The organism is Vibrio alfacsensis, assembly GCF_019670485.1.
GTDB lineage: Bacteria > Pseudomonadota > Gammaproteobacteria > Enterobacterales > Vibrionaceae > Vibrio > Vibrio alfacsensis.
Genome location: NZ_AP024167.1, coordinates 121,615 through 140,967 on the forward strand (window position 1 = coordinate 121,615; position 19,353 = coordinate 140,967).

17 protein-coding genes are annotated in these 19,353 nt (G+C 41.6%); 6 read left to right on the plus strand and 11 right to left on the minus strand.

The annotated features are described in order from the left end of the window. Nucleotides 1-101: 101 nt before the first annotated feature. Both VA249_RS22130 and VA249_RS22135 read right to left on the minus strand, forming a co-directional pair. Entirely contained in the window at nt 102-437 is a 336-nt protein-coding gene (locus tag VA249_RS22130) for a hypothetical protein (RefSeq protein WP_176703756.1), read from the minus strand. A gap of 61 nt (nt 438-498) precedes the next feature. Further along, nucleotides 499-783 carry a GIY-YIG nuclease family protein gene (locus tag VA249_RS22135; RefSeq protein WP_176703755.1) on the minus strand — a complete coding sequence of 95 codons (285 nt, stop codon included), beginning with the start codon at nt 781-783 and terminating at the stop codon, nt 499-501. Between the two features lie 235 nt (nt 784-1,018). Here VA249_RS22135 and VA249_RS22140 point away from each other — a divergent pair, with 235 nt between their 5' ends. From VA249_RS22140 to VA249_RS22150, 3 genes are all read left to right on the plus strand, one after another. Beyond that, complete coding sequence (locus VA249_RS22140) at nt 1,019-1,708, plus strand: DUF4942 domain-containing protein (RefSeq protein ID WP_176703754.1); 690 nt, start codon at nt 1,019-1,021, stop codon at nt 1,706-1,708. Between the two features lie 62 nt (nt 1,709-1,770). Next, entirely contained in the window at nt 1,771-3,138 is a 1,368-nt protein-coding gene (locus VA249_RS22145) for an ATP-dependent DNA ligase (protein WP_176703753.1), read from the plus strand. 31 nt (nt 3,139-3,169) lie between these two features. After that, nucleotides 3,170-3,394 (plus strand): hypothetical protein, encoded by a 225-nt coding sequence (locus VA249_RS22150; RefSeq protein WP_176703752.1) that lies wholly within the window; start codon nt 3,170-3,172, stop codon nt 3,392-3,394. A gap of 356 nt (nt 3,395-3,750) precedes the next feature. Here VA249_RS22150 and VA249_RS22155 read toward each other — a convergent pair whose 3' ends face one another. Then, nucleotides 3,751-4,320: a hypothetical protein gene (locus VA249_RS22155; protein WP_176703750.1), complete on the minus strand. Its 570-nt coding sequence runs from the start codon at nt 4,318-4,320 to the stop codon at nt 3,751-3,753. Continuing rightward, nucleotides 4,310-4,639 (minus strand): hypothetical protein, encoded by a 330-nt coding sequence (locus VA249_RS22160; protein WP_176703749.1) that lies wholly within the window; start codon nt 4,637-4,639, stop codon nt 4,310-4,312. The genes VA249_RS22155 and VA249_RS22160 overlap by 11 nt, the downstream gene beginning before the upstream one ends. 100 nt (nt 4,640-4,739) lie before the next feature. On the opposite strand from VA249_RS22160, the gene VA249_RS22165 reads away from it, so the two are divergent. From VA249_RS22165 to VA249_RS22175, 3 genes are all read left to right on the plus strand, one after another. Continuing rightward, nucleotides 4,740-5,426: a hypothetical protein gene (locus tag VA249_RS22165; protein WP_176703748.1), complete on the plus strand. Its 687-nt coding sequence runs from the start codon at nt 4,740-4,742 to the stop codon at nt 5,424-5,426. 11 nt (nt 5,427-5,437) lie between these two features. Beyond that, nucleotides 5,438-5,950, plus strand: coding sequence for a hypothetical protein (locus VA249_RS22170; RefSeq protein ID WP_176703747.1), 513 nt, complete (start codon nt 5,438-5,440; stop codon nt 5,948-5,950). A gap of 82 nt (nt 5,951-6,032) precedes the next feature. Continuing rightward, nucleotides 6,033-7,001 (plus strand): hypothetical protein, encoded by a 969-nt coding sequence (locus VA249_RS22175; protein WP_176703746.1) that lies wholly within the window; start codon nt 6,033-6,035, stop codon nt 6,999-7,001. Between the two features lie 62 nt (nt 7,002-7,063). On the opposite strand, the gene traN is transcribed toward VA249_RS22175, so the two are convergent. The 7 genes from traN to VA249_RS22210 all read right to left on the minus strand — a co-directional run bounded on the left by traN (nt 7,064) and on the right by VA249_RS22210 (nt 18,846). After that, nucleotides 7,064-12,259, minus strand: coding sequence for a conjugal transfer protein TraN (traN, locus tag VA249_RS22180; RefSeq protein WP_176703745.1), 5,196 nt, complete (start codon nt 12,257-12,259; stop codon nt 7,064-7,066). 129 nt (nt 12,260-12,388) lie between these two features. After that, entirely contained in the window at nt 12,389-13,162 is a 774-nt protein-coding gene (locus VA249_RS22185; RefSeq protein WP_221072354.1) for a type 1 periplasmic-binding domain-containing protein, read from the minus strand. Next, nucleotides 13,162-15,264, minus strand: coding sequence for a TonB-dependent receptor plug domain-containing protein (locus VA249_RS22190; RefSeq protein ID WP_221072356.1), 2,103 nt, complete (start codon nt 15,262-15,264; stop codon nt 13,162-13,164). The genes VA249_RS22185 and VA249_RS22190 overlap by 1 nt, the downstream gene beginning before the upstream one ends. A gap of 96 nt (nt 15,265-15,360) precedes the next feature. Continuing rightward, complete coding sequence (locus VA249_RS22195; RefSeq protein WP_176703742.1) at nt 15,361-16,050, minus strand: hypothetical protein; 690 nt, start codon at nt 16,048-16,050, stop codon at nt 15,361-15,363. Beyond that, on the minus strand, nt 16,047-16,427 hold the full coding sequence (locus VA249_RS22200) for a hypothetical protein (RefSeq protein WP_176703741.1): 381 nt from the start codon (nt 16,425-16,427) through the stop codon (nt 16,047-16,049). Before VA249_RS22200 ends, VA249_RS22195 begins: the two co-directional genes overlap by 4 nt. A 54-nt stretch (nt 16,428-16,481) precedes the next feature. Continuing rightward, nucleotides 16,482-18,302 carry an ATP-dependent helicase gene (locus VA249_RS22205; RefSeq protein ID WP_176703740.1) on the minus strand — a complete coding sequence of 607 codons (1,821 nt, stop codon included), beginning with the start codon at nt 18,300-18,302 and terminating at the stop codon, nt 16,482-16,484. Beyond that, entirely contained in the window at nt 18,295-18,846 is a 552-nt protein-coding gene (locus VA249_RS22210; protein WP_176703739.1) for a hypothetical protein, read from the minus strand. The genes VA249_RS22205 and VA249_RS22210 overlap by 8 nt, the downstream gene beginning before the upstream one ends. Nucleotides 18,847-19,353 lie beyond the last annotated feature (507 nt).

Consider the following 19,353-nt stretch of genomic DNA (forward strand, 5'->3'; position numbering starts at 1 on the left):
CAAAAACACTCAGGAGACAACCAACGCACAATTCCTTCCAAAAAGTGGCTTAAAATAAAGCGCTTGTAGCGTAGAGTTTAATCTTTATTTGTTAAGTGTAATCACCATGCTGGTTCGACTTTCTTGCATGTCCCAAAACGTACTTCTTCTTGATTTGTAAGAGTCGCGGAATACTCGTACTTATTGATAGAGAACGTGTAGCCAATGTGCTGAAAGGTAACTTCTGATTGGTTCGTGAAATCAGCGTGAATATTAGTATTGCCCAAAATCACCATTTTATTATCGGGTTCAATGAAAACGGAAAATTGGTAAGGTGATTTTTCGCAATTCTTTACGTACGCATTGCACTTTGTACTCACATCACATTGAAGGTTAACGCCAGCAATTGCTGGCATCACTGTGAACATTGTAACTAACAATACTGATTTTTTGTTCATGCTAAAATTGCCTATTCACATTGCGCTAAGTTAAGTTCCGCCAACTCAAAAAGGATATCTTTCATTTGTACTTGGGCCATCGGTTATACCCTATATCAGGGTTGTTAGAGTTGTACTGACGAATCAGCTCAGCTTCCTTCTTGTTGACCTCATCAGCGCTGTCAGAAAAGAAGATGATTTCACGGTGAATAGTCATATTCATCCGTTCTTCAAAGCTGAAATCCTCAGCGATTACATCACTTTTAGCACTTCCCCAGTAATTTATACTGTTTGTGAGATCTTTCCCGATGTAGATCTTCCCGTTTGGGTATGTAATTTTATAGATAACCTTACTATTACTATCCATATTGACCTTCAAGGAAACAAGCTATGTAACATGAGCTTCTAACATTAGAAAAAGTTGGTCAACACAATCGTGCTTGTTTAATGAAGAGCATCTACTCTAAGTTGTTTTGGGGCAGTTCCGAGGTAGCTCATGTCTCGCAAGTCACGCCTTTAAAGGTCAAAAATGATTAAACTTTATTGTAAATGATCAGGCATTATTGGAATCGACAAACAATATTGTCTTACGACACCAGTCCATGCTTGATCAGTTATTTGCTCAAACCAGCGTCGACTTTAACGCGCAAAATGCCCATTCAATCATCATTTGGGCCATCAAAAACGCAAATTCTTACTTTGACGAACAGTTGATTGAGCTATTCGACTATATGACCGGGAAAGCCAATATCACCCTCTACAAGTCCAATGAACGGACGTTTGGTAAAGAAGAGTGGCGATACTGCAGAAAGCCTGATGGACTGGAACGTTACAAATTGGATCTCAGAATTGTGGTATCCCGAGCTGGTGGCATCAAAGTGGATTCATGGAGTAAGCAGGCATGTGGTCTTGAGACTCGTTGCCTGAACTTCATTAACGATATTGTTACCGTAGCGAGTAACCTAAATTATGACGTTTCGATAACGGAACGACCTGATAAATTGCACTGGGCATCGAACGTAAAGCATGAGTTCTATTATCACAATCATTCGACGGGTAAGCCTGAGTTACTGTTTGACTGCCGCGCTTTTCAAAATGGTAATATCCATCTTCGCTTTGCCCAATCATTCATCTGTGATTTGAACATTGAAAACGGTCGATTAAGAGGTTGGTTGAAAAATGGCTATGAAGCTGCGGAAGAATTGGAAATTTCGCCAGAAATAGCAATACAGGCATTCACCAAAAACCTAAAACTCACCGATAAATCCGTACCTTTGCTTCTCGCATCATAACCCTTTCGTTGTCGGCTCAGTGTCTCCCTTTAGTATTTCTATAACCAAAAGGGAGATACGCCATGTCTATTCAAAACCTCGTAAAAACACTAATCACTGCCAACACTCTCAGCGGCATCAAAGCGAAAAAAGAGCTAATCAAAAACGAGCTTGATACAGTTGCCCAAAAAGGCTTGAGATACATCTTAGATCCAAAGATAACCTACGGCATCAAAGCTAACAAACTACCCACTCATTGCGGCTCTATGGAGTCTGAAATGGAAGATGCAGAGGTGTTTGAACTGCTAGATGGTTTGGCGAATCGTGAACTGACAGGTAATGCCGCAAAACTGGCTCTTGAAACGTTCAGTGCCGAGTCCACACCTGAGGCGCACCGCTTCGTTCAGCTTGCTCTAAAAAAATCGACCAGCTGCGGTATTGGCGTAACGGCAACCAATGAAATATTCCCTAAGCTAATCCCCACGTTCGTAGTACAAAAGGGCAAAACATTCACATCTTCGTTATTCAATGGCTGGGATTTAAACCCAATGCTTGGTGACGATATCAATGCGTTGGTTGAAGAAAAAGAGAACGGCTGGCGGGTCTTGGCAGCGTGTAATTTCTCAGAGCAAACGGTGAGCTATTTTACGTACACAGGTAATCCAGTCACGAGCATTTCACACCTTGACAAATCAGTACTCACGCTCGCTTTTCTGCTGAAATTTATCGACCCGAGACTTAAGCAATCGAACATCGTGTGGGTAGATGGGGAGGGGGTCTATATGCACGGTGATGAAATGGGCACACTGCAAGAAGCAGCGTCCGCACTAGGGCATCAGCGTGACGAGGTCGAGGTCAATATTCGATTCAAAGCATTTGACTACTTCTGTAACAGTTCGTTTGAGGGAGCAAGCGAAGTTGAGCCAACTAAAGCCATCGTCCGCAAAGAAAGACTAACCCAAGCCATTAATGAGCTAAATGAAACGCCAGCACATTCAGGCTTAGTGAGTGGCGTTAAGACGTGGCGAACCTCCTCTGAAGAAGAAATCTTTGAAATTGCTGAACGTCTTATTTCATCTGGAGGTGAGGGCATAATGATAAAGAACGCAAATGCCCCGTACCAATTTAAGAAAACATCTGACTGGCTAAAGCTGAAATCTGTGGAAACGTTTGATGGCGTGATCATTGAAATATTGACTGGCGACTCAGAAAAAGGCTTTGAGAATACGATGGGACGCATCGGTGTGTTGTTGGAAGATAACGATAAAGTCGTTTATTGCGGTGGCGGATTTAGCATTGAATTAAGAGACGAAATATATACTAACCAAGATAAGTACCTCCATCGCAAGGTAGAACTGAAAGCGCAAGAAATGACACCTGACGGTAGCCTACAGCACGCACGGTTTGGACGTTTCCGTGACTCAGAAGCACTAATGGGTGAGAAAGCCTAAAGCCAACCATGAATAAGCAGAGGACAATATTATGAGTAATGCGAACAAAAAGGTGATTGGTGGCTATGAGTTTGAAGCAGTACGATTCAAAGTGCCTGCACCTCACTGGCGATTAAAGCTACCCAATGGCGAAATACTGGATTCTGGTGTTGGCGGCTTCAACGGTCAGTCAAAGCCCAAGCTGTTTGAATCAGTCGAATACACGCTACAAAGACTTGGGGAAGAGCGTTTTCGCAGCTTTATGATGTTAGATTAATCATCAACTAGGGGCTTTGTGCCCCTTTTTGCTACTCACCTCTCACTAAATCATACCTCAACTCATTCCATCAATTGCTAACCTTACCTCATGGAAATACGTAACCAACTTACTGCTGCCATTCAGATAACAAAAGTAGAGTGCCCACATTTGGCATTTATGTGCCAATGCCTGCAACAAGATCTTAATTTAATGACGGACAGTGAACTCAAACCATTAATAGATTCACCAAGTACCTTTCACGCCTTATTGGTACTAGCAGGTCGGTGTATCGAATTAAACATGACTTATGGCACAGCCGACATCGAACACGCCTTAAGCGTCACTCAATATCGGCTGCAAAGTGGTACCCGGCATTAAGCAAAGGTCATGTAATTGAAGAACGCGACCGATTTACCCGCCAAATGCTGTGAGTGTCGATTGTTATGAGCATCATTAGTAAACGTGAGGACAGGGATCTGCTGCCTTGTTAGAAACTTGGCCATCGCAACCTCGTGGGGAAAACTTTGGTCAAAACAGTAAAACATACACTCAGGATTAATCCGAGTTAGCACGTAAAGAATGGCTGCGCGCTTTTCAGGCATCGAAATATGATCATTACTAAGAAAGCGATTTATCGACACAAGCTTGGTGCATTCATTGCGTTGTAAGTGAAGCAGCTGCGAAAACATCGGCTTCAGTGTGTGCTCTCGACAAAATACCTCAAGGAAAGGTAGCCATTGGGGTTTACATCGAGCTTCAATGCAACTGTTGTACACTCGGTCAGAATCATTAAAACGATTCAACGTCACTCTATCGAAAAGCAGACTGAATCGGTTACCGTTTTCATGCTCACATTGTAACGAGTAGTTCTCTATACCAAACACATCACTTGGCTCAGGCTTGGATAGCGAAAAGTTGAGTTCTGATACTGTCTCATTCATCATCTGAGGACTCCTTATTGCCGCCGAATAGTTTTGTGTAACTAGAATTGAAATCATCAGTCGCATCATTAAATTGTTTTAACTTTGCGTGATTGTTGGTTTCTCGTAATTTTGGCAATATGACTTTTATTTCTTTGAGAGAGTTACGCATCCGTGTGTATTGAGCATCTAACTCTGTAATTAAAAGAAGTTCCACCAGCATTAAATAAAGCGCAAATGAGACTGCCGTTAATGGCTCGTCAATAATAAACGCAACACACAGAGTCGCCCACACCAAAACTCTTAACAGGAATTTGCACTTAGCAAATCGACTCATACCCATATCTAGACTCCATTCTTACTCTGTACCTTAATAAGCGAAAACTTGTCGGCTCATGTTTGCAGTGAATACTCCCAGTAACAGCAAACCTGGAGATGTGCATATGATTACGCTTTATAACGATAACGACCGAGCCATGATTCAAATGGTGATATCGCTGCTTAAGTGGTATGTGAGACCTGAATTCATTGAAGAAATGCAAACTGACTGGAAAGAGGGAATGTCTGCTAATGAACTCGCTATCCAAGAAAAGGTGCTGACTCATGTTTCAAAGTACTGGCATCGTTTTGACAATAAGACTCAAGGAGATGTCATCTTGATGATTGCTGACCTAATTGACTCAGCAGGCATGAACTTTAAAGAGTTTGATACCCAATCTCAAAAGCAGACGCTAAGTATCGACGAGTACAACCAATTGAATACGTTTATTGGTCAGAAAGCCGTGCTTGCTGAAAAGCTCCATTTTAATTTAAGACAACATCAAGAAAACATGTTCAACCTGAATGAGCATTTGAGAGTCGTCAGTATGGCGATGATTGCGAAAAGCACATTCATTGATGGGTTTGAGCGTGAGTCGATGAATCATGTCTATCAAACCTTATTACAGACCAAATCAAGAGCATTTTTTGAGAGAGGATACATCTTTGATTTACTGGTGCATGACCGTGCAGAAGCTAGGGCGAATGCTGAGTTGTCGGTTCAACTTGTTAATCCAGAATACTTATCAACACACATCGTTACCAAAGACAAAGCTCAAGAATACCGACACATGATGCATTGTGAGATTTAAGGATAAAGACCATGAAAACAATTTATGCTGAAACACTGAAATTGACTGATTACCTAGAACTTGAACGCCCGTATGACTTTACAGAGAGACATAACAACTTAAATGAAGAAGCCCAAGAGCTTATCTTTAGCTCCGCTTTTGTGGTGTACAATCAATTGCTATCCGAACTCGGTCGTCCTGCTATCGCAAAGCAAAACTTGTATTACCAAGCCAAACACATCACTCAAACGCCATTTCCATTATGGCTAACTTCTTTAAGCATCAGTGAGAATGCAATAAGCCCATCACTCTGCTCTCGAATGACGAACGCCACCAAAGCGATGTTTAGCAGTTGCACTACTCAGGATGTGCTTCATCGGATCTTGTACGACGTATGTGAGCAGCTCAAAAGAGAAATATCAGTCCGCATAGAACAGGATAAGGCGGATCTTTTAGGAAGTATTGAAGAGAGTTGGGGCATCTTAAATCTTGCGATCTACAGAGTCGTGCGTGACCTTAATACGGAAAGTACGTGTCAGAATTGAGACTACAATTAGATTAACTCTCAATTCTGCCGAGAATAAGAATGTATTGGTTTAGGCTAAACGACAACGTTGGAGGTGCATTATGTCTATTTTAAACAGAACAATTATCACAGTGCTTGCGTTTGCCTTTATCCAAGGTTGTGCAAGTCAACCCGAAACGCTTAGTCAGGTATATGACCGTTTTGAGGAAGAAGATTATACCAACTGGGAAAAAGATGTCGCTTACATTGAGAGAATGGAAGCTGAGTACCATGGCAGTTTAGCAGCTCACCTAATCAATTCTTATGACGAATATGGAAAGCCCCTTGATGGCGAGTACATAGAAAATACTTTAGGCTTTAAGACGCATGAGAAAGCATTTATTGTCGCAAGCTTGTTCACCCCCCTAACCAAGTTGTCCATTGCCTCTTTGTTAGCCATGAATAGCGACAGTCCAAGCTTTGGCAGTCCTGAGTATGCAACTCAATATGTATATAGACGTAACGTTACTCAAATGTCGGATAATACTCATTTTTTCTCTACCTCGTTAGATCCTACTGATTTACCGACTTACCAAAACACAGTACCCCAAAGTAAGCACCATGAACTACATCTAAAAGCAAAATATGCTTTTAAAACAGGTTTAGATTCGGCGCTTAATGAGTTCAGAAAGCAAGGGGTTGATTGCACTGTCAAAGGGTATAATCCCGATAAACATGGAAGCAATTATGCTTATTCAAGAGTGCAAATTAAACCTATGCAGCAGTATGAGACTGTATATAACTGCAACACGAAAGGTAAAAACCACATCGTAATTATGAGCACATACATTGTTCGTAATAATGAAAATGGGCACAAGATTATCAACGCACTGAGCTTTTCACATTTAGACGATATTAAGAACATAAACCCCCAACCAGTAATTGACCAACCTCTTTGGGGAGGAACAATGTCAACTTGCAAAACGTGTAGCCCAGACCTAGATAGATTGGTAAGGATATCTAGTAACAATCAAGATAAAGACTGGGTCAAAGAGTTTGAAAAGGGGTCTTTATACTCAAGTAGTAACTAGCAAGCATCCAAATAAAAACGCCCCGACCTGTTAAAGTTCGGGGCGTTTTGTTTACTCAAACGTTAAGGACAAACATAGTTACCCGTATAGGTATTCCCCGTTCGTTTAACACAGGTATTAGCGTTTGGAATATAATCAGCAGGACAAGACATCTGAGCGCCAGTAGAGTATGTCTTGCGACAATCTCCGGTACTGGCATTGTAGGTAAGCATCTCATTCTGACAGAATGTTCCTGGTTCTAATTCCGCATACACAGATTTAACGCAGTCTCCGTTCTCAAGCGTCCATCCTGTCTCACAACTAAATTGCAATGGCGCTGTAGGACCCGCTTTCTTACACGTCTTACCATCTCGTTCTGTATAACCAGACGGGCATACAAGAGCAACGTAGAACTCCTGAGTCGTCGTCTTAACGCAGTTACCACTACCATCGTGAACATAGTCTCTTGACGAGCATGACTTCTCGATTGGCTTTGTGTAACGCTCAAGGCATTTACCCAATAGAGTATCATAGACTCCTATATCACAAGTGAGGTCTGGATTGGCATCGTGCTCAAATACTTTCTCACATTGATCGTAAGTTGGAGTCGGTGAGTACTCGTATGGACACTCTAGTTGTAGAGGTTGTACGTCTACATCGGTTTTAACGCACTTATCTCCAACAACGGTAAAGCCACTACCGTGAGCATCACAGGATTCGTATTTATTCGTAACAATAACGCTTTCGCAAACACCTGCTATGATGTTTGGATCATAACCCGCCCCACACGATGGTATGGCAGGCTCTCGTATTACATCATCAGCAATACACTTATTAAGTGTCGCATCATAATAGAAGTCTGGCCCACAATACTCATACGTTTCTCCAGTTATTTCATACTCACATTTATCACCAACCAAACGATGAGACGGATCTGAACATGAATAGGACGGAGTCGTTGTTTGCTCGATGGTTTCAACACAGAAACCCAAATCTTCGTCATAACTGCCGACTTTTCCACTCACGTTGCAATCGGTATAACAGACAGAGCTCGAACTGCTAGAATCGTCAAACCAAAGCATTTCTTCAGACTCATTAACCACAACATCGGTTCGGTTGCTTTTATGGGCATCATCCATGAAGCCTAAACCCGGAGTGATCCCCTCCTCATTTAATTGATTCATACCCGGTCCAGTATTCGCTCCACCGTCAGACCATTTACCCTCTGGCTTAAAGTCATCCGGCATAGCATTTGGATCGTAAGCTAGAATCCCCGGAGTCATTAGCAAGTTAGTAAATTCAGTAAAATCCATCCTGTCGAAATCAAGAGTGGTGATTTCTTCAAGTTGGAACCCTTTACATGATGCATCTTTCATGTATTGAACCCACGACTTACCGACTCGCTCACCAAATTGAATAGCAGCTTGCTTGTAGAATACTTTGGCAAATGGGGAGTCATAACAACAATAGCGTTCAGTGTACTCAAGACACTTACCCCAAAACGACTTACTGGTACATCGCTTATCCACTCGATAACAATTTAGTGTCTCGTTCTGTTGAACGGTTTCCACATCTTGTTCATCACAAGCAAAGAGCAAAGCAATAAGGATGTTGTAGATTTGATAGGCTAAGTAAACCCAACCAATAACGGTTAAGACATTGCCAATATAGGTTGCAGCTTGATTGGCGAACTCATTTTGGAAGCCAGCGATAAACTGATTACCTGCGCTATCTGTACCTGTTGTAAAGAGGCTGTTGGCAAGCTCAGGCGACCCAAAGGTTTCCATGGCTTTATATACACCTTTAGCTGCATACTGAGCAACACCCTCACCAAAAACTGACTCTGTCCCAGCTTGAGCCGCAGCGCTACCAGCTGCTGCTTCAGCGGATTTCTGAGCGCCTTTCATAGCAACGTCTTGCATTGTTGCCCAATCAGCACCAAAGGATTGGGCCAAAGAGTTCCATCCACTGATAATAGGGTTAGTCACATAGGTATTAACGCCATTTACAATGTAGTTATAGCTAGAACCAGCCCAAGAACCGCCAGGAACATCGGCAATACTGTTCAATCCAGTCCAGGAATTAAACATGAGCTTGGAAGTGACCTCGTGAGTTGTAAATTGGAACATCGCATAGCCTAGCTTGGCTTTTTCAACCCAACCACCTGATGGAACTCCAGTATCACTCTTTGAACAACAGTCAGGTGCACCAGGCAAAGTAAAGTCACGACAACGAGTGATATTGCCATCGAACAATCGACAGGTTGTTGGGTCCGTTTTATCAGCACAATTCATACCCGAACGCATTTCGTTCATCATTTTCAAAGCGGTTGCTGCTTCACCGAAATGACCGTTGGTTTCTTGAGTTACTTGAACACATTCAGTACCAAGACATTTGATGTTTGAATCACAAACGAGCTGACTTGAATCATTCGTGCCCGGCATTGTGCCCGTCTGTTCTACACAATCAAACACGACTTCTTCAGCAATACATTGAGTAGCACCATCGAGTGACGCATCGTTTACCCAATCAATACAAGTAGACAGCTCATCGTTAATAGTACAGGCAGGATCTGCAACAAACGCCCCACACTCAGGATGAGCCGCGGTTAACGGTTGGGTAGGGTCATCTAACCAAGGGCTTTCAAGAGGAAGACATACTTCATCTTCAGGTAATAAACCTGGATAGCAGACTTCGCCTCGTTCACAATCCTCTTTTGCTTTTCCCTCTAACGTACTGCACTCGTATGAGTCAAAGCTGTCATCTTCGGGATCGATAGTGAGCATGGCTTGATAACAATTCTGCGGTAGATCATTCGTGCCTGCAGTTAGCTTCCATGATGGAAGCATGAACATGAAGCCAGGGTGGTGTGAATCGAAAATAACCCCTTGTGTCGTTTCAAAACCATCAACCTCTTGCAAGCAAGTAAGATTGGCATTTAGGTTTAGGTTAATAAACTCCTCAAATCCAACTTGGCATTTTTCGCGGGCAAACTCATATTGACCAAGTGTGCTTTCACAGCTGTTCACAACCGCCTTACCACAGAAACCATTTGGGTTCTTATCCCAATCTGCAGGGCAATTTCCAGTATCGGACTGAAACCCGTAGTAACAGGTGTTTGCAGCATTTGGGTTAGTGGTTACATGCGTGGATGTGCCCGCGACTCCGTTACCAGTACCTTGAACCGTGTATGTTACGCCATCAACAGTAGCAGTAATGGTTGGACAAATCTGACAGGTTTCTGCAGGTTTAAAGGAGGCTGTTACCACTTCATGTAGATTCACATTCACTTTTACAAATGATGCATATTCCAACTTGAGTTTGAGTTTTATCGTCCAGTTATTACCTGGATTGCCCCAATCTAGGATTTCATAGTCATAGAATCCGTCAGTATGAACATCAAGATACCAAGGAACGTGTGCACCAGGTTGATAGTAATCTAGACGAAAATTTCGACGAGTGACATTGGTATTAATACCAAATACAGATTGATAGGTATTTGTTGTTTGAGTGCCCGCAACGCCCATCAAAGGAAGTTCAAGAATATGTTCCCCAGTAAGCTCCGCAGGGGCACCAGAAGCCGCAGCTGTAATTGGTGGGCATTCCAAAAGTACTCGGCCTGCATTGTATGCCGCGGCAATATCACCAGCACGACTGTCTAAGCCAAGCATGTCGTAGATCTTCTTGATTTGTCCCGTTGTATTTGCAGGAACCACTTCTTTATCCAGCATACTTACACAAGCATTCAGGAACTTAGGGTTAATGGACTTGCGCGGACCCTCGGAAGTGTTACCTACTAAGACGTTTGGCGGCACGTACCAAGTTTGTGAACCGTATGGTTCATGGTTGTCTATCTTATGACCTGAATTGAGCAAGTTGTTCAATCCATTCATATATCCACTACAACCAAGTGAGATCGCTTTACTCCGTAACGCCCCTCCTTGGCTCATTGCCCAAGTACACATGTCTGGTGTTTGTATGTTTCGCAGGAAGTCGCTACAAATACGACGGAATGGTTTTCTATCACCAGTATTGTTTCGACAATGTTCCCATGTCACCTGAGATGGTTGCCATGTTATTTTTGCGCGAGCATAAGCCTCACCATAACCCGTTACCGATACGCGGTTTTTTACATTAAGTATTTCTCCCGGAGATTTCGACTGGAAGATAGATTTCAAGCTCGTTCCAGGGTTGCTAGACCAACTCGTTGAGAGCTCACAGCTGCCCGATGTTTCTGGTGGAAAATTGCTATTTGGACCTGACCAAACTTTGGTGCTATCGACCCAAATCTGCATATAGTCATCCCACTTCGCATAGTTGATTTCTGCATCTATGATTGCCGATGGCTTTACAACTTGTAGTGGTATGTTTTCTTCATAGATTCGGCAATGACCAGAAAGGTAATTATTACCAACTGTACCTAACCAAGCTAAGTTACAGCCACTACCACAAGCAATGAAATTCACCGGAGAATCATTAACACCAGCCAACGTGTCAATTTCATACAGAGTCTTCGTTGCTCGAAAATCTGTTTTCATGTCTCGCTGTAGCAAACATTCCTGATTAGGGATCTCATATTGACGCGTACAACTTTCTTGGCGAGTAACATAAACAGGTTCACCCTCTTCACCACCAGTCGTCACTGTTGAGCAAGCATCACTGCTGAGCATTTGGTCGATAAATATATGGGTACCATCCATTTGTGTCTGCGTATTACTTGTCACATAATCAACATCAGCGCTGAAGTCAGGGCGGCCAACTAATGAGTCAGCCAGCATTTTTCGGGTATTACGTTGCTCACAAACATCTTTGTCATTTCCCGAAGCTGTACTGCAATCGAGAGTATCGACCGTACTCAAGTAATTCCCATCAACTAGGGTTTCATTGATTTTTGTAGGATCGTCGACATAACCCTTATTTATTGTCGCTTGAGCATTGAAATCATCTATCGTGTAACCGCCTGGAGCGTTATAGCTCTTAACGGTGTCTTTTGCGTGAACTTCTGACTTGAGATACTGCTTGGTGTCATCAGTGTAATAATCATCAGGGTTAATAGAATGGTCGCTGTCTGTATTAAGAGTCGGCATTTCAAAGTTATAGACATCGTTGGCCGCATTTATCGCCCCCTCTTTTAAGATCTGGTTATACCTTTCTTCAAATGTTGCAGTAGCATTTGCGGCTTGTGCGTAGATCAACGCACTGAATAGATTTATCCAAACAGGGAACGCTGTTTGAACAAAAATAAGAATCCAACCGCCGATGATTTTTCCAGCGTTCATGGGTTTTGCTCCTATCAGTTCCTACTTGAACTAATAAGCGAACAAATAACCGTTGCTGGGAGACTACACCTCAAAAATCGATGAAAAGATGAATTTGTATCAATTCAGTTTGTTAGGAGTGTTCTGATTTTATTTTAGAATATGGTCAAGACCGAAAATTTTAGGGATGGTATCCCAATACTCAATAGTTGAACTTGACAGGTCGTTAACATCACTACCGATAGCTTCTTGGTAAGTTGTATTAAGTGGTTTGGAGATCTCAATTAACCCCCCTAATTCTTTAAAATAAGGTGACACACCAACGACCGGAGTTCGGCTGGCAATCATTAACTCCATAAATGATCGTATCTGTTTTGGGTTTCTAAATATCGTTGGATCGTGAAGCACAAGCACGGCATCACCATCAATGCGTTTAAAGACTCTTGGTAAGTCCTGCATTCTGCTAGGTATTTGGATATCAACGGTCAGTGCGGTATGAGACTTAATTATAGAAGAGAGGCTGTTAGCAAGATAGCTCGTAGATGGGCTAGATAGTATCGTTAATTTACCTCTTTTCTTTCCGATGATATCGCGCATGAGACTTGCAATATCAATTTGCGGTGGAATGGGAGAGATAGGTAAAGCATTTGTTTCACCGTTATTGTTTAAAGTCTCAAGTATCATGGAGTATTCAGGCTCGTCTTCGGAAGCAATGTGGCATCCACTCAAAGGAGCATTGATACTGAGTAAGCTTTTAAGCTCAGATAAACCCACGATTAGACATGGTCTTTTTTCCCTAACCGTACTATTTCGATAGTTGACGAGGTTATTAATCAAGCTAATGGAACTGTCGTAAGTTTTAGCGTTTACGGTGCTTGATAAGCTAAGGGCTGCAGACAGTATTAATTTTTTGGGAATTCTCATTAAAAATCAAACACCAATTCTGCTGTGACAATCCAATCATCTGGTTGATTGTTGAAGCTTCGAGACCAACTCTCGCCGTTAGGAACGTACTGAGCATCTAAATTTATAATGGTATCCTCGATTCCTTTGTAGCTGGCGCCAGCTGAATACATTGAACGATTGACTTCATCTGGGACATATCGCCAGAAGTACTTACCTCGTAAAACCGTGTCTTTAATCGAATATGAAAGAGCGCTTGTGAAAGCGAATTGGTCAACATTTTCATCAAAGTTGCCATTTGCAGAGTCATAAAATGAACGATTAGAATCCTGAGCCCAAGATGCTCCGATACGATAATAGAGATGACTGTACTCACCAATTAAAGAAGCATCGACGCCGAATCGCTCCATTTCACCATCATTATCAAGAACGGATCTGTCTAACGTGAGGGAGTTTGTTATTACATCATCGTACTTATTAAAATAACCGGTTACTTCGATAACAGAGTCCGAAGCTCGCTCCCCAAGACCTGTATCACTAATGATTAAGCTCATTTTGGCTGAGGACACTGACTCAGGTTTAAGGTGGGTATTATTGGCCTGCTGGTAAAAAGCAAATGAAGACCCATTACCGACCCCGAAAGGGTTATCTTCTGCGCCATAAATATAAATATCAAGACGACCCAACCTCTCAAATGGGCTTGGCCATCGATAACTGGTGTCATAAGAACCTCTTAACCTCACATCGTCGGTTAGACCAGCATTAAAGCCGAGGCGGTATGGATACTCATAACCATAGTTTTGAATACGCTCTGCCATGACTGCAGCTTGTAAGATTGCATCGTATCTATCGCTTGTGTAGACCACTTCAGTAGCATGATTTAACTGATAACTGGAGTCTTTACTTTCTGCAAAGTCGGTATCGTATTTTTCATATCTAACATTGCTTGAAAATGAAGCTCTTAGTTTCTGATTAATGTCGTAGAGGTAATCAAATCCTGTGTAATACCTTTCAGTATTGTTTTTAAGTTGTGCATCCATACGGTAGAGAGGCGAACCTAAAGCAACCCATATTCCGTATTGTTGCAAGAATGCCATCAGCTCCGGTGTCATTGGTAAGTTAGGTATATCATCAATATCACCGATATTGAGGTCGTACATTTCGGCTAAAACTTTGGTCTCTTCGATAAAAAGGAGAGGGTTAAAGTTTGCACTAAGTGTCATAAATTCTTTCTGAATATCTGCAGAGGCAAGAATCTTTAGAAATGACTTATCTGTTAACCGATTTTCGTAATCCAATCGTATAGCAACATCTTTTGACTCATTATCAGGAGCTTGCCCCTCCCATGATGAGTCCCAATGTTTGGTGTCCATTTCGGTATAACGCAATGAAAGGTCAAGCATCTGGTCATCACCAAACAACATTTCAGAACGTGCAGAAAGCGTCAGTTTATTCCAAGGACTCTCCAGGCTGTTATATCCATCACTATCCACATAGTGGATAGATATACCGGTATTATGATGAAACGAATCAGGGGAACCATTACTGTACATATCGCCAATAATCATGTGTCCATAAAAACGTCTTTCAAAACCCCTCTCGATATAACGTACCTGGTCACCAATGGCTTGAGGCTTTTTGGTGATGATATTGATTACGTTCTCATAGGCATTAGATCCATATACACTACTACTTGGTGAATGAACGATTTCAACACGTTGTATCTCAGAGATAGTAATAGGCAGCTTGTCCCAATGCATTTCAAGAACACCAGAGCCATAAGCAACGATACCATCAATTAGAACTTGCATACGTAAAGGCTCGTTCTTGCTTATACCGTTGATGACATCAATACCAGTACCATCAAAGGAGACGCTTAGTTGTGGTATCAGGAGGAAGAGTTGCTCAAAGCTTTGAATACCGAACCGTTCAATATCACGACTGGTAATAACCGAAAGAGGGACAACAGAATTATTACTTTCTACCGTTATCTTTGAGGATGTGTAAACCTTATTTATCTCATAAGGATTCGTGTCATAATATGAACTCGCCCAAACCGTGCTAATGCTTGTGGCGCACAATAAGAGCGAGATAGCTAACACATTTGCTTGAAGTTTCATCATAACTCTATCCTTGAGTAAAAATGACTACTTGTATGTTAACAAATTATAAACAAGTCATCAGCTTTTGATAAAGAAAAGTCTTTTGGTTTAAATGCATTACTCGATATTATCTTGGATTTTTTGGATTACAGATGGGTCAAGCATGTGCAGCGCAGAATCCATGAACTTCTGTGAATACTCCAAATCCGATAGCAAGGTAACTTTTAAGTACTTCTCTTTTTCTTCGCAACGTTTAATGTCCGTTTTGATCATATCAAGCATATAAGCGAGATAAGTTTGACGTTCTTTTGTTAAAGCCTGCTCATGCAGCTCGCTCAACACGTCCTCTTTCAGAAGAGTAAGCGTTTGCAGCTTTTGGCCAACTTTCACATAACCGTCAGCACCAGTGAGATTATCAAGTTCAACTTCTTGATAGTCGAAGTCGATATGGTTTGGCACTCGAGAAATCTTTTCCAATCGCTTAGGCACAAGGTACTGACTGGTGCGACACCGAAGTGTTACTTTGAAACGATCTAGTTCAATGCGTAAGCCACTGTCATTATCAACAAGTACAGGGATTAAATCGCCGTTCTTTATTTCATGGGTAACTTTACATCGAGAGCTATTGTCATTTTTGTCAATCAATGTGGCGTAACCCGAAAAGGTATCAACTTCAATAATCACTGGCTCATTAAAAGCTTGGTACATCGGTAGCATTAAGTCTGCATCTTCGTGAGGCACTACCGCTACAGATTCTTTTAAATAACGTCCCCAAGCCAATCCATTTCTCTTCTTTGAATCTGTCATTTTTTAGTATCCTTAATCTGTTTAAGTCTGATAAGTACGAAACGCATATGGCCAAAAAGCACGCCAGCTATTACAAAGGCATATATTACATATAGGTAACTACCGCTTGTCACTTCGTAACTCATCATCAAGTAAGCGTAAACGCTACTAAGTACAAGCAGTGCGACCATCACTGGAATATCATAAAACTTATACCCATGCCATAAAGCTCGATAATGCATATTTTCGACAAAAGCAAAGGGTAGCAGGGCCACGAACATTTCGACATTAATACCAATCATCGTCACTGCTACAAGAAGTACGCTAACAATAATGTAAAAAGCAGCAAGGTGTTGCAAAGTCGTATTTCTGTCTTTTGGGGTAATAAATGAAAGCATTACACACTCCTATTTATTCTTCGTGTCGACTATATAAGCGAAAAGAAAATCGACTCACCCAAGATACGTAAAGTCTTTCAGATCTAGACCTGCTTCGGTAATGAATCGACTAGGATTGTTTGCTTTACCTGTAAACAGATAGAGCTCATTGATAGCGCGTGACATGGCCACAAAAAAGAGACGTCTCTCTTCTTCAATAATGTCTGCATATTCCCTTTCATCGTCATCGCGTGTTTTAGGGAACTGGTCATCGTCACAGTTAATGACGTATACAGCGTCAAACTCACAACCTTTAGATCCGTGGCCACTCATAAGAGAAACTCGGCATTGACTTGCTTCTTTCTCAAACTGGAGGACACTCAATCGCTCTTTTAGTGGACCTTTGAATTTAACGAGGATATCGCATAATTGACGAATCTTCGTTGCTTCATGGTTTGGCACACCTTTCTGGTTTATCACCTCTAGGAACAAAGGGGTAAAGGATTTTAATGCCTGATCAGCGACATTGGTATACGCAAAGTTCAGGGCTTCAATTACTTTCTTAGAGAATTTAACTTTTCCTTTGAATGCATCACCACTTGGATTTGAGTGTTGGACAATACAGTTCGCCACTGCTTCAGCTGTCTGCTTCGAGCCCATCAATGGCTCTAGCGACGCTATGATTCTACGTAAATCTCGATTAGCACAAGCGGTAAGTGCAGCGAGGTACTGTTTACAGAAACTCGTATCAAAGTATCCCTTAGAGTCAGTACGTTGATAAGCAATCTTCTCTTGTGACAGCAACTTTTCAATACTGTCGAGTTCCATATTTGTACGACTCAATATCGCAATTGATGATGAATGATGGTCATTCTTGATCATATCAACCACTTCTTGAAGCTGTTGGTTTTCGTTCTGAAATGAAACTGCCATAACGTTTCCGCCCCCGCCTTGATGGGGCAACATGTTTTTATCACAACGCTCCTTATTGTGAGAAATTAGGTTTTGGCATGCCTGCACGATTTCAGATTTACTTCGGAAATTGAGAGTAAGGTTATGTTGGGTAACGCCTTTATCTCGGCAGATAGCGATAAATTGTTTAAATATTTTCACGCCAAGTGCATATCTGAACGAATACAAACTCTGATCGTCATCCCCCACAATCGTTGTTGTAACGCCATTCAAAGCGTGCAATGCAAGAAATCGAAATTGCGCAGGATCAGCGTCTTGGCACTCATCTAAGAATAAATGCTCAGTAGGCAATAAGGGGAAATTTGGATCATTCTGCATACAATCAACAGTAGTTTGAATGACGTTTTGAATCGATGAAAATTTCTCTTTATCGACAAAAGAGACATATGACTGATACATCTTCTGAAAGGTACTTCGGCAATCCTCAAAACTACCAAGACTCACGTCACCTGATTGTTTTGAGCTATTCAATCGTTTGTCGATATAACGCTCAAGATGCTTAAACTCAAGGCTTTGAAATTTACCATTCTCAACAGTATTTCTTGCTCGCACTTTATTGATTTCGTCTACTAGTTTCTGGTGTTTATTCCATGAATTAACAATATATGTATGCTGCTCTTCAGATGAAACTAGTGAAGTCCTGTTGCAGTACTTCTTTAAATGAGCAAGACAGATAGCATGGAGAGTAGAGCAATGCACTCTTGATTTGTAGAACTCACCGTATCCATTAATTCGAGCTTGCAACTCATTAGCACTGGCTCGCGTAAATGTCACAATGTGAATGGAGTTAACCCCACAATGGTCAATCAAATAGATTGCCTTTTGTATGAGTACGGCTGTCTTTCCTGAGCCGGGGCATGCAATAACCAAAGAGTGACCAATATCGTGAACTGCAGTGCTTTGCTCGCCTGTTAGCTTAATCATATCGCCCCTCCAAGAACGGTATGTTCAAGTCAAGAAGTTTTTGATGCTCTACCAAGTGGTAGTAGCTTGAATAGACAACGTTGTTGGTTTCATTTATCTGGTTAAGGATTGTTTCAATAAATTCGGAATGGTCTCCCGTCAGATTCATTCGACCAGTTTGGAACTCGTTGGGTAGGTATATTTTCTTGTCGGCATCCCAGATAACAGATTGTTGCTTAGGCTTTCGCTTTCCAGATTGCTTGACTACAACTCGCGCACGCAACGCAACGACTTTTATGGGGTCAACCATATTAGCAATAACGTTATGGTTATGCAGATCTTTAAGTGAAATGGCTAACGGAGATAAAGTGTTCTTGAACTCGACGTCGCCTTTTGCCCATACCCTTGGGTTTTCCTGAAAATACCGATTAACTTCTGCTCGTTTAATCGTTAAAAAACGCATGCACATCAAATTATTTTGCTCGACCATTTTTTTAATTTGTCGATAGCTGTTGGTCAAAAGCTCTCTTTGTTCAATGGCGATGTCGCTTAGTGTGTCATCCATTATTAACCCTACCATTAAACAAAACTTATAAATTAATGGTAGCCAAACAGAATTTTATGTCAAACGAGTAAAATCACTGTTGTCACCAACTAAACGCGATTAGTTGGCTATATATCTACCCGTTAGCCAACTAAATTCGCACTCGTAACACCATTGTCACCAACTAATCGAGTTTAGTTGGCTATAGGCGAGCATGCCTTTAAGTTGTTAATTTTTAACGATTAATTTTATTCATTTGCAGCCGACTATTTTTAGAACTTGATTAACACCTGCCTCAGAGCATTATAAAAACTCTATGATATTGGCAGTGATATATTTTATTAAACGCTAGATCTTTAGGATAAAAAAAATCAATTTTTAGTTAAATTTCTTGAAAATTGTCTGTGATAGTGGCGGTTTGGTGTGAAAATTTAGCATTAACGGTCAAAAAATACAGTTTCTGGTCCAAATTGGTTCCCGAGCGGGAACTAGGTGAGACCAAAACGGGACCACAACAGGCACAACATG

What these genes read in the sequence shown, in the direction of transcription:
- VA249_RS22145 (WP_176703753.1), top strand. Translation starts at nt 1,771, where the DNA reads ATGTCTATTCAAAACCTCGTAAAAACACTAATCACTGCCAACACTCTC.
- VA249_RS22155 (WP_176703750.1), bottom strand. Translation starts at nt 4,320, where the DNA reads ATGATGAATGAGACAGTATCAGAACTCAACTTTTCGCTATCCAAGCCT.
- VA249_RS22135 (WP_176703755.1), bottom strand. Translation starts at nt 783, where the DNA reads ATGGATAGTAATAGTAAGGTTATCTATAAAATTACATACCCAAACGGG.
- VA249_RS22175 (WP_176703746.1), top strand. Translation starts at nt 6,033, where the DNA reads ATGTCTATTTTAAACAGAACAATTATCACAGTGCTTGCGTTTGCCTTT.
- VA249_RS22195 (WP_176703742.1), bottom strand. Translation starts at nt 16,050, where the DNA reads ATGACAGATTCAAAGAAGAGAAATGGATTGGCTTGGGGACGTTATTTA.
- VA249_RS22140 (WP_176703754.1), top strand. Translation starts at nt 1,019, where the DNA reads ATGCTTGATCAGTTATTTGCTCAAACCAGCGTCGACTTTAACGCGCAA.
- VA249_RS22150 (WP_176703752.1), top strand. Translation starts at nt 3,170, where the DNA reads ATGAGTAATGCGAACAAAAAGGTGATTGGTGGCTATGAGTTTGAAGCA.
- VA249_RS22210 (WP_176703739.1), bottom strand. Translation starts at nt 18,846, where the DNA reads ATGGATGACACACTAAGCGACATCGCCATTGAACAAAGAGAGCTTTTG.
- VA249_RS22170 (WP_176703747.1), top strand. Translation starts at nt 5,438, where the DNA reads ATGAAAACAATTTATGCTGAAACACTGAAATTGACTGATTACCTAGAA.
- VA249_RS22190 (WP_221072356.1), bottom strand. Translation starts at nt 15,264, where the DNA reads ATGATGAAACTTCAAGCAAATGTGTTAGCTATCTCGCTCTTATTGTGC.
- VA249_RS22165 (WP_176703748.1), top strand. Translation starts at nt 4,740, where the DNA reads ATGATTACGCTTTATAACGATAACGACCGAGCCATGATTCAAATGGTG.
- VA249_RS22205 (WP_176703740.1), bottom strand. Translation starts at nt 18,302, where the DNA reads ATGATTAAGCTAACAGGCGAGCAAAGCACTGCAGTTCACGATATTGGT.
- VA249_RS22130 (WP_176703756.1), bottom strand. Translation starts at nt 437, where the DNA reads ATGAACAAAAAATCAGTATTGTTAGTTACAATGTTCACAGTGATGCCA.
- VA249_RS22185 (WP_221072354.1), bottom strand. Translation starts at nt 13,162, where the DNA reads ATGAGAATTCCCAAAAAATTAATACTGTCTGCAGCCCTTAGCTTATCA.
- traN (WP_176703745.1), bottom strand. Translation starts at nt 12,259, where the DNA reads ATGAACGCTGGAAAAATCATCGGCGGTTGGATTCTTATTTTTGTTCAA.
- VA249_RS22200 (WP_176703741.1), bottom strand. Translation starts at nt 16,427, where the DNA reads ATGCTTTCATTTATTACCCCAAAAGACAGAAATACGACTTTGCAACAC.
- VA249_RS22160 (WP_176703749.1), bottom strand. Translation starts at nt 4,639, where the DNA reads ATGGGTATGAGTCGATTTGCTAAGTGCAAATTCCTGTTAAGAGTTTTG.